We start from the raw sequence: 13,842 nt of genomic DNA, 5'->3' as shown, positions 1-13,842 counted from the left end.
GGCGTGCGGCGGAAGGGGAAGTGTTTTGGCATATCTGCCCGGCGGTGCAGCTCCGCCGGGCGGGGAGCAGTTGGTGCGGGCTAGGACTGGCGGGCGGGATTCGGGATGGTGCGGGATCGTCCGCGGAATTCCGCGATGACCCGGCTGCTCCCATCCGGCGCTTCGGCGGTGACCTCGATGTCGTAGACGCCGCTGCGGCCCGCGCCTGCACGCCGGGCTGCTTCTGCCCGAAGCTTTTCCCCGGCCCGGGCTGAGGAAATGAAGTTGATGTCAGCGCCGGATGCCACCGTTATGGTCTCCATCCCGGCAAGGGAATCTGCGGTGGAGGGGTTGCAGGCCAGAGCGAAGGCAGTGTCTGCAAAGGCGAAGACCATGCCGCCGTGCGCAATGGAGAAACCGTTGAGCATCTCCGGCCGCAGCTCCATGGTGATGACAGCCTCGCCATTACCAAGGCGGACGACGTCGATGCCCAGCCAGTCGGAGGTGGCATCATTTTCGAGGATGGGGTGGGCCGGACGCAGTTCGCGGTCCGGGGTGGTGACACCGTAGTCAGCCATGGGGCCCTCACTTTTCTTTACCGAATGTTCATTAGGTAATCCTGTGAGCGCTGTCACTGTCAAATTTGTTGAGGGTGCGCAGGGTGTGTGACCGGGAGAATTCCGCGGTCAGCGGTGCTCCCAGGCGGCTGTACGGGGCATGGCATACCCTGTGAAAGTGACCTTTCCCTTGGCAGTGCCGGGAGCGCTGCAGCCTGTTATGTCCTCCCTGCTGCCGGAATGGCTGGATCCGCAGGTGTTTCTCGCCGACCCTGCAATCGGACCCTGGGTGGTCCTGCTGGTCTGCGGAATCGTCTTTGTGGAAACCGGCCTGCTGATCGGGTTTTTCCTCCCGGGCGACTCCCTGCTCTTTACGGCCGGCCTCCTGGTGGCCACCGGGGCGATCCAGATAAACATCTGGCTGCTGATCCTGTTCATTGCCCTCTGCGCCTTCGCCGGTGACCAGCTTGGCTATTTCATCGGACGGAAGGCCGGGCCGGTGGTCTTCAACCGGCCGGATTCCCGGCTGTTCCGGCAGGAGAACGTCACCCGTGCGGAAACGTTTTTCGCCCGTCACGGCGGCAAAGCGGTAGTGCTGGCACGGTTCATTCCGGTCATCCGCACCTTCACGCCCGTGGTGGCTGGAGTCGGGCGGATGCATTACGCGACGTTCATCGCCTACAACGCCATCGGCGCCGCCGTCTGGGCCCTGAGCGTCACCCTGCTGGGTTTCCTGCTGGGAGACCGGGTGCCTTTTGTCCGGGACAACCTGGACCTGATCTTCCTTGGTGTCATCGCGCTGACTCTGGTCTTTGTGGTGGCCGGGCTTATCCGGCCAGGCCGCCGTCCAGGCCACAACCGGTCAGGTCGCCGTTCGCCGCCAGACCAGCCGGCCCCGCATCCCCGGCCCCGCCCACAGGCTCCGGAGGCCGGCAACGCTGACTAAGGCGGCCCGCGCGGGTGCGCGGGAAAGGAGCGCCGGAGGATCGTTTTACCGGTAGGGCTTTCTCACTACCCCGAACACGGCTTAAACACAGCGGCGGGAGTCGGATGCAACGCACCCGGCTCCCGCCGCTGGCTGTATTACCTGCTCGTTTGCACCGGTGAACCGGCGGCCGGCAGCAGGTCCCGGGCGTCCAGGGCATCCAGGACAAAGGCATAGTCCCAGGCGCGGTCCTTCCACGCCTCGTACCGTCCGGACGCTCCGCCGTGGCCGCCTTCCATCTCGATCTTCAGCACAATCGGTTCGGAGCCGGTGGTGACTTCGCGGAGTTTGGCGACCCACTTGGCCGGCTCCACGTACAGCACCCGGGTGTCATTGAAGCTGGTGACCGCCGCGATCCGGGGGTAGTCCACGGCGCGGATGTTCTCATACGGGGTGTACTCGCTCATGTAGCGGTAGACCTCGGGATCAGTGATGGGGTTGCCCCATTCCTCCCACTCCAGGGCTGAGAGCGGCAGATCCGGATCCAGGATCGAGGTCAGGGCGTCCACGAACGGCACCTGCGCCACAACCGCCTTATATTTCTCCGGGGCCAGGTTCGCTACGGCGCCCATCAGCAGTCCGCCGGCGGAGCCTCCCATCGCAGCGATCCGGGCCGGGTCCACCCAGCCGGAGGCGGCCACATGATCGGTGGCGGCAACGAAGTCGGTGAAGCTGTTCTTCTTGTGCAGTTTCTTGCCCTGGTCATACCAGGCGCGGCCCATTTCTCCGCCGCCGCGGATGTGCGCGACGACGAAGATGACTCCGCGGTCCAGCAGCGACAGCCGGGCGATATTGAACGCCGGATCCATGGAAATTTCGTAGCTGCCGTAAGCGTAAACCAGTGCCGGGTTGGAGCCGTCCCGCTGTACCTCAGTGCGGCGCAGCACCGAAAGCGGCACCCGGGTGCCATCCGGCGCCGTCGCCCAATCCCGTTCCGCAACGTAGTCGGCGGGGTTATAGCCGCCGCGGACCGGGGTTTCCTTGCGAAGTTCCAATTCGCCGCTGGCCAGGATGTAGTCATAGACCCGCGGCGGAGTCAGGTAGGACGTGTAGCTCAGCCGGATGATCGGGGAATCGTACTCGGCGTTGGTCAGGCCCGCCGTGTACAGCTCTTCGTCAAAGGCGGGTTCGGTGGGGCTGGGCTGGGCAGGGGTGCCGAGGCCCTCCAGCGGCAGGACCTGCACCCGCTCGGTGGTGTCCTTGCGGACCGAAACGAGGACGTGCGTGCGGGTGACCGATGCCCCGTTGACCCGGACGGCGTCGTCGTGCGCCACGACGGTGTGCCAGTCCTGTTCGGTCAACGGTTTGGTGAATTCGGTTTCCGCGACCAGGGAGACCATGGAGTTCAGCGCATCCCGGTTGTGCGTGATGAGGTACTGGCGCACCCCGCCGCGGGTGAACGGCTCGGCTTCGTAGAGGATGCGTTCGCTGCGCGGAATAAGGGTGCGGACGGTTCCGGTGGGATCGTCGAAGTCCAGCACCCGGTATTCGCTGTACTCGGAGGTGCTGATGCCGATCAGCAGCTGCGTCCGGTCGGCGGAGAGATCGAAGCCGGTCCACATGGCGACGTCGTCTTCCTGGTAGATAACGGCGTCGTCCTCCACCGGGGTGCCCAGGGTGTGGGACTTGATCTGGTACGGGCGCCAGGAATCATCGACCACGGTGTAGAAGACGCAGGTGCCGTCGGGGGAGAAGGCCAGGGAGTAGAAAACGTTGCTGACCACGTCCGGCAGCAGTTCCCCGGTGCGGAGGTCCTTGATGCGCAGCGTGAAGCGCTCGTCCCCGGCATTGTCTTCTGAGTACGCCAGCAGGTTGCCGTCCTCCGTGACGGCGAGGCCGCCGAGGGAGAAGAAGGGTTTGCCCTCGGCTTCGGCGTTGCCGTCGATCAGGATCTGTTCGCCGGGCACCGGAACCCCGGGTTCGACGACGGGCGGGGTCCAGTCGGCATGCAGGTCTCCGGTGTCCTGCGCCGCGGTGCGGCAGTGGATGCCGTACTGCTGGCCCTCTTCGGTCCGGGTGTAATACCACCAGCCGCGTTTCCGGGCCGGGACCGAGAGATCGGTTTCCACCGTCCGGGCCTTGATCTCGTCGAAGATCCTTTGCCGCAGTTCCTCCTGGTTTGCCGTCACGGACTCGGTGTAGGCGTTCTCGGCCTCAAGGTGCGCGATCACCTCGGGGTTTTCCTTCTCGCGCAGCCACTCGTAATCGTCAACGAACGTCTGGCCGTGGTGGATGCGCTCGGTGGGTACCTTCTTGGCGACGGGAGGCTGCGTAGTAGTCATCCTCCGAATATATCCAGCCTGGCCCGCGGCGGAAGGCGGTCCGGGGCGGTTATGCCGCGGGCGAAGGCTCAGCGGCCGAGCAGGAACCAGGCGCTGAACATACCTGCGGCGGCAAAAAACACCCAGTTGACCGTTACCAGCACCAGCGTGTGCGTGAACGGGCGGGCATCCTCCGGCATGGCGGGGCCGATGACCGGCTCGGCGGCCGGGCCGTGGTGGAACTGGGACCACAGTGATGTGAGCAGGAGCAGCCCGCCCCCGGCCAGTGCCACTGGGACAGCGGACACCGTCATCAGGACCGATCTTCCGATCGTCGCGAAAAGCAGCAGATGGAAGGCCGCCACAGTGGCCAGAACGCCCAGTGGCTTGTACCAGGTCCCGGCCAGCAGGAAGGGAACGTAAAAGGGTGCAGCTCCCGCGGCCAGCAGCAGGGTAACGACGACGGCGAGTCCGGTCACGGTGATACCCAGGACTCCGCCCGTGGAGGCGACGGCTGCGGCAACGGCGCAGAATCCCAGCAGTCCCAGCAGTGCGGGAACCAGCAGCTGCGCCGCCAGGGCCGGGGAGACCCGGTCCTTGATCCGCGCGCGAAGCCTGGTGCGCTCCGTCTGCCCGCTGTTCACCATGGTGCTTCCTCCGCCGCTGATCTGTGCCATTCCCAAGGTAGCTGCTGGGTGTGCATATCCAAGGATATGACTGGCCCGAGGCAGCTTCGCAGCCGGCCGGCGGCACCGAACCGGTGCCGCCTTGACGTGCCGCCGCTCACACCCATATCCTGAACGAACGGTCGGTAATTATTGGCCGGGATACTTCCGTGGTCCGGACCGCGGCCATGTGGAAAACAGTGAGGTGACTTTTATGGCTACGCAGACCGACGCGCAGCGGGACCTGCACGCCGTCCCGGCCTTCAGTGCCGAGGACCAGGCCGGGCAGGCCGCTTTCGACGCGATCATCGCCGAGGATTCCCGGATTGAGCCGCGGGACTGGATGCCGGAGGGCTACCGGAAGACCCTGGTCCGCCAGATCTCCCAGCACGCGCATTCAGAGATTGTCGGAATGCAGCCGGAAGCCAACTGGATCACCCGTGCGCCCTCGCTCAAGCGCAAGGCCATCCTGATGGCCAAGGTCCAGGATGAAGCCGGACACGGCCTCTACCTCTACTCCGCAGCCGAGACCCTGGGCACCCCGCGCGAGAAGATGACCGAGGATCTGATTGCCGGCAAGGCCCGCTACTCCAGCATCTTCAACTACCCGACCCGCAGCTGGGCGGACATGGGGGCCATCGGCTGGCTGGTTGACGGCGCTGCCATCTGCAACCAGGTGCCGCTGTGCCGTGCCTCATATGGCCCCTACGGCCGGGCCATGGTGCGGGTCTGCAAGGAAGAGTCCTTCCACCAGCGGCAGGGATTCGAGATCCTGCTGGAACTGGCCAACGGCACTGAAGCCCAGAGGCAGATGGCGCAGGACGCGATCAACCGCTGGTACGCCCCATCCCTGATGATGTTCGGCCCGCCGGATGACAATTCACCGAATTCCCAGCAGTCCATGAAGTGGAACATCAAGCGTTTCTCCAATGATGAACTGCGGCAGCGGTTCGTCGGGATGATCTTCGAGCAGGTCAAGGTCCTGGGCCTGACCCTCCCCGATGACCAGATCCGGTTCAACGAAGAAACCGGTAAGTGGGAATACGGGCCCCTCGACTGGAATGAGTTCAAGGAAGTCCTCGCCGGCCGCGGCCCGTGCAATGCCCAGCGTCTGGCACGGCGCCGGGAAGCACATGAGAACGGCGCCTGGGTGCGCGAAGCAGCGGCGGCCTACGCCGCAAAACAGGCACGAAAGACTGAGGTGGCATAAGCATGGTTTCCGGTTCCACAACGGGTGACGACGGCGCTAAGCCGGTAGGTACCGATTCCTCTGCCCAGCCCGGATCAGGCGTCAGCGCGGCCTGGCCGCTCTGGGAAGTTTTTGTCCGTTCCTCCCGCGGGCTTTCCCACGTGCATGCCGGGTCACTGCATGCACCGGACGCGGATATGGCCCTCCGCAACGCGCGTGACCTCTACACCCGGCGCAACGAAGGCGTTTCGCTTTGGGTCGTCCCCGCGGAAGCCATCATCTCCAGCGATCCGGATGCCAAGGGGCAGTTCTTCGAGTCCCCGCAGGGCAAGGACTACCGGCACGCCACGTACTACCGCAAGTCTGAAGGGGTGAAGCACCTGTGAGCTCGGACAGCGCCACCCGCATTACCCCGGGCAATGCCCTCCGCCCGGAGGACATTGCCGCCTCGGATGCCAAGGCACCCGCCGACACCGCTGAATACGCCCTGCGCCTGGGGGACGACTCACTCATCCTGGCCCAGCGCCTGGGCTGGTGGATCTCCCGTGCTCCTGAGCTGGAAGAGGACATTGCCCTTTCCAACATCGCACTGGACCTGCTTGGCCACGCCCGTTCCTTCCTGACCTATGCCGGCACCGCCTGGGGCAAATCAGAAGATGACCTGGCGTACTGGCGCGGTGAGGGGGACTACCGCTCCGCCCACATCGTGGAGCAGGAAAACGGTGATTTTGCCCGGACCATCGCGCGCCAGCTGGTGGTGTCGTTCTACCAATTCGAGCTCTACACCGCCATGCTCACCTCCAAGGACGAGACTCTGGCTGCCATCGCAGCCAAGGCCGTCAAGGAAGTTGACTACCACCGGGACCACAGCGCCCAGTGGGTGCTGCGCCTGGGTCAGGGCACCGAGGAATCACGCACCCGCATGATCCGCGCCCTGGAACTGATCTGGCCGTACGTCGGCGAACTGTTCGAGGATGACGAGCTGGTCCGCTCCCTCGAGGGAACCGCCGTCCTGCCCTCCACACTGCGGGCAGCCTTCGACGAAAAGGTCGGCGCCGTACTGGCCGAGGCTGAACTCCAAGTCCCCGAAGTCCAGCCCGCTCCCGGCGGCGGACGCCAGGGGCTGCACAGTGAGTACCTTGGCCCGCTCCTGGCTGAAATGCAGGTCCTGGCCCGCGAACATCCCGGCGCGTCCTGGTAACAGCCATGAACCAGACAGACATGGCCAGAGACAACCTCCCGGATTCCAGGACGGACCCGGATTCCAGCACGGCGCTCCGCCCGGTTCACCCCGCCGCCGCTGCCGCCTGGGATGTGGCTGCCACAGTCTGCGACCCGGAAATCCCCGTCCTCACCATTGAGGACCTGGGGGTGCTGCGGGCCGTGGAACTCATGGACGGAAACCAGGTCCGGGTGGCCATTACCCCCACCTATTCCGGCTGCCCGGCCATGGACGCGATCCGTGAGGACGTCACCGCCGCGCTGGTGGCGGCAGGTTATGCCGGAGTCCGGGTGGACCTGGTGCTCGCGCCGGCCTGGACCACCGACTGGATGAGCGAAGCCGGTAAGACCAAGCTCAATGCGTACGGCATCGCGCCGCCCACCGGGCGGGCCGCCGCGGGTCCCATCCGGCTGGGACTGAGCGTCAAATGCCCGCAGTGCTCCTCACTCAATACCCGTGAAATGACCCGCTTTGGCTCCACCTCCTGCAAGGCGCTCTACGTCTGCGGCGACTGCCAGGAACCCTTCGACTACTTCAAGGTGCTCTAACTATGACAACCTCCACCACCGAGGCCGCCGGTGCGGCCCCGGCATCCCGTCGTACGGCTTTCCACCCGCTGACGGTCAGTGCAGTCCGCCGGCTCACGGAAGACGCCATCGAAGTTACGTTCGCGGTGCCCACGGACCTGGCAGGGTCCTTCGACTACCTGCCGGGACAATACGTTGCCCTGCGCACCACGCTGGACGGGCAGGAGGTACGCCGCAGCTATTCGATCTGCGCCGAGCCGACACCGGGGGAGATCCGCGTCGCCATCAAGCGGGGCCTGGGCGGACGGTTCTCCACCTGGGCCAACGAATCGCTGAAAGCCGGTGACGTCCTGGACGTCATGAGCCCCACCGGCGGGTTCATTTCCAAGCATCCGATGAACGCCATGAACCATCCGGAGGACATCGACGTCACCGAGGAGAACGTCTTCGTCGCCGTCGCGGCGGGCTCCGGCATCACGCCGGTAATCTCGATCGCCCGCACAGTGCTGGCGGCGTCGGAGAACGTTCGCTTCGACCTGGTGTACGCCAACAAGGCCGCCATGGACGTGATGTTCCTGGAGGAACTCGCCGATCTGAAGGACAAGTACCCCGCCCGCTTCGCGCTGCACCACGTGCTCTCCCGCGAACAGCGCATCTCCCCGCTGCTCTCCGGCCGGATCGATTCGGAGAAGCTGACCACCCTGATCGAATCGGTCCTGCCGACCCGGGACGTGGATGAGTGGTTCCTGTGCGGTCCCTTTGAACTCGTACAGATGTGCCGCGACGCCCTCGCCGAACGCGGCGTGGAAGCCGAAAAAGTGCGCTTCGAACTCTTCACCACCGGCCAGCCAGGCCGGCCGGAAGGCCAGATTGGCCGTCCGGTCAAGGTGGACCCCTCCGCGGACAACTTCGAAATCAGCTTCCGGCTTGACGGGCTGCAGGGCAAGGTCGCCAGCCCCACCCACGCCCGCGAGTCCATCCTCAACGCCGCACTGCGGGTCCGCCCGGACGTACCCTTCGCCTGCGCCGGCGGTGTCTGCGGCACCTGCCGCGCCAAGGTGGTCACCGGCACGGTGGAGATGGAAGAGAACTACGCGCTGGAACCGGACGAGATTGAGAAGGGCTACATCCTCACCTGCCAGAGCCGTCCCACCAGTCCCGAAGTGACCGTCGACTACGACGCCTAGGAGCCCAGATCCCCATGAGTGAGCAGACCCCCGCATCCACCGGCTCCATGGTCGAGCTGAGCATCCGTGACGGCATAGCCGAAGTGGTGCTGAACGCGCCGAAGAAGCTCAACTCCCTGGACGAACAGGGGCTGGCGGACCTGTCCAGGGCTTATGACGACGCCGCGGCCGCCGGGGTGCGGGCGCTGCTGCTGCGTGGTGAGGGCCGGGCGTTCTGCGCCGGACGGGACATCTCCGCCGTCGACCCGGCCAACGACGACGCCTATGGCTACCTGGGGGACCTGGTCACCCCGCTGCTGAAGAAAATGGCGGCCTTTCCGGCACCCACGTTCGCCGCCGCCCAGGGTGCCTGCCTCGGCGTCGGGCTTGGCCTGCTGGTGGCCACCGACGTGGTCTACGTGGCAGACAGTGCCAAGATCGGCTCGCCGTTCGCCAACCTCGGCGCGACCCTGGACTCGGGCGGGCACTGGCTGTTCACCGAGCGCCTCGGCGCGCACCGCACGCTTGACCTGATTTACACCGCGGACCTGATGAGTGGTTCCGAGGCTGTGGCTGCCGGACTATTCAGCCGCGTGTTCCCGGCCGATGACCTGCTGGAGGCCACGCGCGCCACGGTTGCCCGCGTCGCAACCGGCGCCACCGGTGCGTTCCGTGCTTCGAAGGAACTGGTCGCCCAGATCCGCGACCAGCGCCTGGGCCTGTGGGAATCCGTGGAGGACGAAAACAAGGCCCAGGGCGTGCTCTGCGGCACCGAGGACTACGCGGAAGGGTTTGCAGCTTTTGTGGATAAACGGAAGCCGCACTTCAAGGGTTAACTAGCCCCGGTGCCGGCCGGAAGGGGTGCCGGGCCGCCCAGCCTGGCCGGCTGTCACCGCGGTGCCGTCCCATTCGACAGCACCGCCAAACTCCGGGAGAATGACAGGGCCGGAGCACCACCCTGCCCGGCATCCGGTGCCCGAGGAGGACTCATGACTGTGCGTGCCGCACGCCTGGTGCGTGGCTGGGCCGCAGCATTTGCGGCCACGGCTGTCGCCTCCGCGTCGCATGTGCTTGGCGGAGGTTCCACACCGGAGCCCGCCATCGTCCTGTTCTCCCTGGCACTGTCCGGAATGTTCAGCTGCCTTCTCGCTGGACGCTCGCTCTCACTGCTGCGGCTCTCCGCGGCGGTGGTCTTCAGCCAGGGACTTTTCCACTTCCTGTTCAGCCTGGGGTCCGCGCCGGCAACGGTCGGGACCCAGGCAGGACATGCCGGCCACACCGCCTTCTTTACCGGCGTGGCCGAACGTTCCCTCGCGGCCGAGCCTGCCCAGGCGGCCGCCGCCGCGGGACTCCTCATGTGGTTCAGCCACGCCCTCGCGGCAGCCGCGACGGTGTGGCTGCTGGCCTGCGGCGAGAAAACGGCCCGCAGGCTCAGCGAAGCCCTGGGGCTGCGGCCCGGCGCCCTGCTCCCGCTGTTCCAGCCGGAGCACCTTCCCCGCCCGGTGGCCCGGGTGCTCGCCTACCGTCCAAGGGGCCTGCGTAATCTGGGCATACCTCTGCTGACTTTCCGCCATCGTGGCCCGCCGGCTGCATTCGTGTCCGCCTAAGCGCCCTGAGCGCATCCACACGAACCGCAGTTCCGCCACGGAACGGAAAGCAGTAATGACAACCTCCCTTTTCCAGCACGCCCGTACGCGCGCCGTCCTTCTCGCCACCGCACTGTTCGGTGCCCTTGCCCTCTTCCTGGTAGCCGCTCCGCCTGCCCTGGCCCACGATGAACTTGTTTCTGCCACACCGGCCGACGGTACGGTGCTGGACGAGGCGCCTGCCGAAATTGAACTCGTGTTCAGTGCCGAACTGATGGACCTGGGCAACCAGGTGATCGTCGCTGATGCCTCCGGGACCAACCTGGTCGAGTCCGAACCGGTCCTGAACCGGGAAACCCTGGTCCAGAAGCTTCCCGCCCTTACCGACGGTGAGTACCAGGTCACCTGGCGGGCCGTCTCGAGCGACGGACACCCGATCACCGGTGCGTTCAGCTTCACCGTGGGTGCACCTGTCTCCAGCGGCGCGGCCACCGATCAGGCTGAAACGGGCACAGCGGCTGCAACTCCGACTGCCGAAGCCACAACTCCGGCTCCCGAAGAATCCGCCACCACAGCTTCGGGTGAAAACACCAGCACTTTCGGTCCCATGGGTTGGGTCCTGACGGCCCTGGGCGGAGCCCTCATCGGAGTGATCATCTACGTCATCGTCGTCGTCGTGAACAAGCGCCGCCGCGGCGGCAACGCCTAGCTTCACCTCTTCCGCGCCGGGCCTGACGGCCCGGCGCGAGCCCTTTCCTGCGGTGCCGGTGCGGCGCCGCAGGACTCCCACACCCTTTTCCGGCCCCTTGTGCGTGCCCGGACACTTACCCCTTTGGAGTACCTTCCCCATGAAAAAAATCCCCCTTGCAGCAGCAGTCCTCGCCCTGTCCGCCGTCGGGCTGGCCGGCTGTGGAGCGGACGCCCCGGCTTCCGGTACCGCGTCGTCAGCCGCGGCTGAACAGGCGCACTCCCTGACCATCACCGGCGCCTGGGCCAAGGCCGCGGACGCCGGCGGCATGACCGGAGTCTTCGGAACCCTGAAAAACAGCGGCGCTGACGACCTCACCGTGGTCGCCGCCAACTCTCCGGCAGCCGCCTCCGTTGAACTGCATGAAACGGCAGCCGGAGCTGACGGCGCCATGACCATGCAGGAGATCGACGGCGGGTTCATCATTCCGGCAGGTGGCGAATACCTGCTGGGACCCGGCGCCAGCCATCTGATGCTGATGGGCCTGGAGGACGGCCTGCTTGCGGGAGACACGCTGCCGATCACCCTGGAACTGGCTGACGGCAGCACCACCGGCATCGAGGTCATCGCCAAGGACTTTGCCGGAGCCAATGAAAACTACGGCGGCGGCGCCGACGCCGACGCAGACCACGAGCACAGCCACGGCACTGATGACACCCACGGCACTGAAGACACCCACGGCACTGTGGACCACTGATGAGCCCGGAATCAGCTCCACCCCGCAACGGGGGAGTCGCCCGCCGGCACCTGCTCTTCGGCGGGGCAGCAGCCGGCCTGGGTGCGGTTGCCGCAGCCGGCGCGCAGCTGGCCGCCGGCCGGGCCGGATCCGCTGCCCCGGACCTGGTCCGGACCGGGCTGGACGAGGCCGGCGCCAACGGCAGCCAGATTGTCCCGTTCTTCGGTCTTCATCAGGCAGGCATTGAAACCCCGCCGCCGGCCCACGCGTCCTTTGTGGCGCTGGACCTGCGCGACGGCGTGGGCAGGGACCGCATCCGGTCCCTGCTGCGCCTGCTCAGCGACGACGCCGCTGCCCTGACCCAGGGGCAGCCCGCCCTTGCTGACACAGAGGCCGAGCTGGCCGTTCTGCCGGCCCGGCTGACCGTGACGTTCGGGTTCGGGCCGCGGCTCGTGGCCGCCGTCGCCCCGCACCTGGCACCGGCCTGGCTGGCTCCGCTGCCCGCCTTTGGCATCGACGCCCTGCAGGAGCGCTGGAACGGTGGCGACCTGCTGCTGCAGCTCTGTGCCGATGATCCGCTGACGCTCGCCCATGCCCAGCGCATGCTGCTCAAGGACAGCCGGTCCTTCGCCGTCGTGCGCTGGATCCAGTCCGGATTCCGCCGCGCCTATGGCAGCGAACAGGCCGGCACCACCGCACGGAACCTCTTCGGGCAGGTGGACGGATCGGCGAATCCTGTGCCGGGGACGGCCGAGTTCGACCGCGTGGTCTGGGGCGATACCGAGATTCCGGCCTGGCTGGAAGGCGGAACGTCCGTCGTCGTGCGCCGGATAGCTATGAACCTGGACACCTGGGATGAACTGGACCGGCGCGGACGGGAGGAATCGGTCGGACGGACGCTGGCCAACGGCGCACCGCTGACCGGCTCCGCTGAACACGACGAGCCGGATTTCGAGGCCGTCACCTCCCTGGGGTTCCCGGTGATTCCGGACTACGCGCACATGCGCCGCGCCCGGCCGGATAATCCGCGGCAGCGCATCCTGCGGCGTTCCTACAATTACGACGCCGCGCCGGAACCCGGGGGAGCCGTCTCCGATGCCGGCCAGGTCTTTGTCTCCTACCAGGCAGATGTCACGGCCCAGTTTGTGCCCATCCAGGAGCGCCTGGACAAGCTGGACCTGCTCAATGAATGGACGACGCCGATTGGTTCGGCGGTGTTCGCTGTCCCGCCGGGCGCGCGGGAGGGCGGATTCGTGGGGGAGAGCCTCTTCGAGTAGCAGATTGCTCCCGCGGCGTGGCCCCGCTAGGTTGGATTCATCAGCATGCTGATCGATTTCCCGTTCCCCTGGCGGGGCCCGACCGAAAGGCGACGATGACACAGAGCTATGACCCGAACAACGATCCGGCGAATCCAGACAAGCCCAAGGACGCCGAAGCGGCCGCGGCGCAGAAGGGTCCCGGGACCGGTGAGGGCACCGGCAACCACGCCGGAAGCGGAGAGAAGGGCAGCCGCGCCAACCCCGATCCCGCAGAAGGCAACATCACGGGACTGGAACCCGGCGGCGGAGTGCCTCCGGGCGAGACTCCGCCGGCAGAAAACCAGATGAGCATGGACCAGGGGCACGACGAAGACTAGTTCCCCTGACGCTGGCAGCAGGCGTTCCTGCCCCCGCGTGCCCAACGGCCGCCGCAGTTCCGGGTTCGCACCCGTACTGCGGCGGCCGTTGGGGTTAATCCGCTGGAGCTGAATCCAGTCTCAGCGGATATCGAGGTCTTCGAAGACCAGGAACGTCTGGGTGTCCAGGACTCCGGGCATGGACTGCAGGTGGTCGAAGATGACCTGGCGCAGGTGCAGGTTGTCCTCCGCCCGGACCAGCAGGATCACGTCAAAGGAGCCACCCACCAGGGCAACGTGGTGCACCTCCGGGATCTTGCGCAGCGCGTCCTTCAGTTCACGCCAGGAATGCTGGCGGACTTTGAGCGTGACGTAGGCACTGGACCGCAGCCCGGCCTTCACCGGATCCACCACGGCGGTGAAGCGGGTCAGCACGCCGGAGCTGGTCAGCTTGGAAATCCGCGAATAGGCATGGGCGCGCGAGATATGGACCGCCTCGGCCACAGCGCTCACTGAGGCGCGCCCGTCGCGGGTCAGCTCCTCCAGGATGGACTTGTCGATCTCATCCAGTGCTGCGGCCGGAGTCTCCGCCATAGTGTCTACATCCTTCAAAGTAATCCAGCTCACTTTTACAACTTGTCCACCAGCGTACGGTTTTCACACCCA

The 13,842-nt window shown here is 66.2% G+C and carries 16 protein-coding genes; 12 read left to right on the top strand and 4 right to left on the bottom strand.

Translation table 11 applies throughout. The features are described from left to right. Positions 1 to 80: 80 nt before the first annotated feature. The gene (locus H9638_RS11665; RefSeq protein WP_191747497.1) at positions 81 to 557 is read right to left on the bottom strand and encodes a hotdog fold thioesterase; all 477 of its coding nucleotides are present in this window, start codon (positions 555 to 557) and stop codon (positions 81 to 83) included. Between the two features lie 157 nt (positions 558 to 714). On the opposite strand from H9638_RS11665, the gene H9638_RS11660 reads away from it, so the two are divergent. Then, the gene (locus H9638_RS11660; protein WP_318241860.1) at positions 715 to 1,482 is read left to right on the top strand and encodes a DedA family protein; all 768 of its coding nucleotides are present in this window, start codon (positions 715 to 717) and stop codon (positions 1,480 to 1,482) included. 137 nt (positions 1,483 to 1,619) lie between these two features. On the opposite strand, the gene H9638_RS11655 is transcribed toward H9638_RS11660, so the two are convergent. Both H9638_RS11655 and H9638_RS11650 read right to left on the bottom strand, forming a co-directional pair. Further along, positions 1,620 to 3,803: a S9 family peptidase gene (locus tag H9638_RS11655; protein ID WP_191747495.1), complete on the bottom strand. Its 2,184-nt coding sequence runs from the start codon at positions 3,801 to 3,803 to the stop codon at positions 1,620 to 1,622. A 68-nt stretch (positions 3,804 to 3,871) separates the two neighbouring features. Continuing rightward, the gene (locus H9638_RS11650) at positions 3,872 to 4,459 is read right to left on the bottom strand and encodes a hypothetical protein (protein WP_191747493.1); all 588 of its coding nucleotides are present in this window, start codon (positions 4,457 to 4,459) and stop codon (positions 3,872 to 3,874) included. A gap of 202 nt (positions 4,460 to 4,661) precedes the next feature. Between H9638_RS11650 and paaA the strand changes: the two genes are divergently transcribed. From paaA to H9638_RS11595, 11 genes are all read left to right on the top strand, one after another. Next, positions 4,662 to 5,657, top strand: a complete 996-nt coding sequence (paaA, locus tag H9638_RS11645) for a 1,2-phenylacetyl-CoA epoxidase subunit PaaA (protein WP_191747490.1) — start codon at positions 4,662 to 4,664, stop codon at positions 5,655 to 5,657. A gap of 2 nt (positions 5,658 to 5,659) precedes the next feature. Continuing rightward, a complete protein-coding gene (paaB, locus tag H9638_RS11640; RefSeq protein WP_191747488.1) occupies positions 5,660 to 6,022 on the top strand; it encodes a 1,2-phenylacetyl-CoA epoxidase subunit PaaB in 363 nt (120 codons plus the stop codon). Continuing rightward, positions 6,019 to 6,837, top strand: coding sequence for a 1,2-phenylacetyl-CoA epoxidase subunit PaaC (gene paaC / locus H9638_RS11635; protein WP_191747485.1), 819 nt, complete (start codon positions 6,019 to 6,021; stop codon positions 6,835 to 6,837). Before paaB ends, paaC begins: the two co-directional genes overlap by 4 nt. A 5-nt stretch (positions 6,838 to 6,842) precedes the next feature. Further along, entirely contained in the window at positions 6,843 to 7,406 is a 564-nt protein-coding gene (paaD, locus tag H9638_RS11630; protein WP_225217345.1) for a 1,2-phenylacetyl-CoA epoxidase subunit PaaD, read from the top strand. A 2-nt stretch (positions 7,407 to 7,408) separates the two neighbouring features. Further along, complete coding sequence (paaE, locus tag H9638_RS11625; protein WP_191747483.1) at positions 7,409 to 8,572, top strand: 1,2-phenylacetyl-CoA epoxidase subunit PaaE; 1,164 nt, start codon at positions 7,409 to 7,411, stop codon at positions 8,570 to 8,572. 47 nt (positions 8,573 to 8,619) lie between these two features. Beyond that, positions 8,620 to 9,387, top strand: a complete 768-nt coding sequence (locus H9638_RS11620) for an enoyl-CoA hydratase/isomerase family protein (protein ID WP_191747880.1) — start codon at positions 8,620 to 8,622, stop codon at positions 9,385 to 9,387. A 153-nt stretch (positions 9,388 to 9,540) separates the two neighbouring features. Further along, positions 9,541 to 10,158 carry a hypothetical protein gene (locus tag H9638_RS11615; protein ID WP_191747481.1) on the top strand — a complete coding sequence of 206 codons (618 nt, stop codon included), beginning with the start codon at positions 9,541 to 9,543 and terminating at the stop codon, positions 10,156 to 10,158. Between the two features lie 55 nt (positions 10,159 to 10,213). Beyond that, positions 10,214 to 10,846, top strand: a complete 633-nt coding sequence (locus tag H9638_RS11610) for a copper resistance CopC family protein (RefSeq protein ID WP_191747480.1) — start codon at positions 10,214 to 10,216, stop codon at positions 10,844 to 10,846. Positions 10,847 to 10,985: 139 nt separating this feature from the next. Next, a complete protein-coding gene (locus tag H9638_RS11605) occupies positions 10,986 to 11,582 on the top strand; it encodes a copper chaperone PCu(A)C (RefSeq protein ID WP_191747479.1) in 597 nt (198 codons plus the stop codon). Beyond that, positions 11,582 to 12,838, top strand: coding sequence for a Dyp-type peroxidase (locus H9638_RS11600; RefSeq protein ID WP_191747478.1), 1,257 nt, complete (start codon positions 11,582 to 11,584; stop codon positions 12,836 to 12,838). The genes H9638_RS11605 and H9638_RS11600 overlap by 1 nt, the downstream gene beginning before the upstream one ends. 95 nt (positions 12,839 to 12,933) lie before the next feature. Next, on the top strand, positions 12,934 to 13,197 hold the full coding sequence (locus H9638_RS11595; protein ID WP_191747477.1) for a DUF6480 family protein: 264 nt from the start codon (positions 12,934 to 12,936) through the stop codon (positions 13,195 to 13,197). A gap of 120 nt (positions 13,198 to 13,317) precedes the next feature. Here H9638_RS11595 and H9638_RS11590 read toward each other — a convergent pair whose 3' ends face one another. Beyond that, on the bottom strand, positions 13,318 to 13,770 hold the full coding sequence (locus tag H9638_RS11590; protein WP_191747476.1) for an Lrp/AsnC family transcriptional regulator: 453 nt from the start codon (positions 13,768 to 13,770) through the stop codon (positions 13,318 to 13,320). Between the last annotated feature and the right edge of the window lie 72 nt (positions 13,771 to 13,842).

The organism is Arthrobacter pullicola, assembly GCF_014836875.1.
Classification (GTDB): Bacteria; Actinomycetota; Actinomycetes; order Actinomycetales; family Micrococcaceae; genus Arthrobacter_B; species Arthrobacter_B pullicola.
The sequence above is the reverse complement of the archived record's forward strand: the minus strand, read 5'-3'. Positions and strand labels throughout refer to the sequence as shown.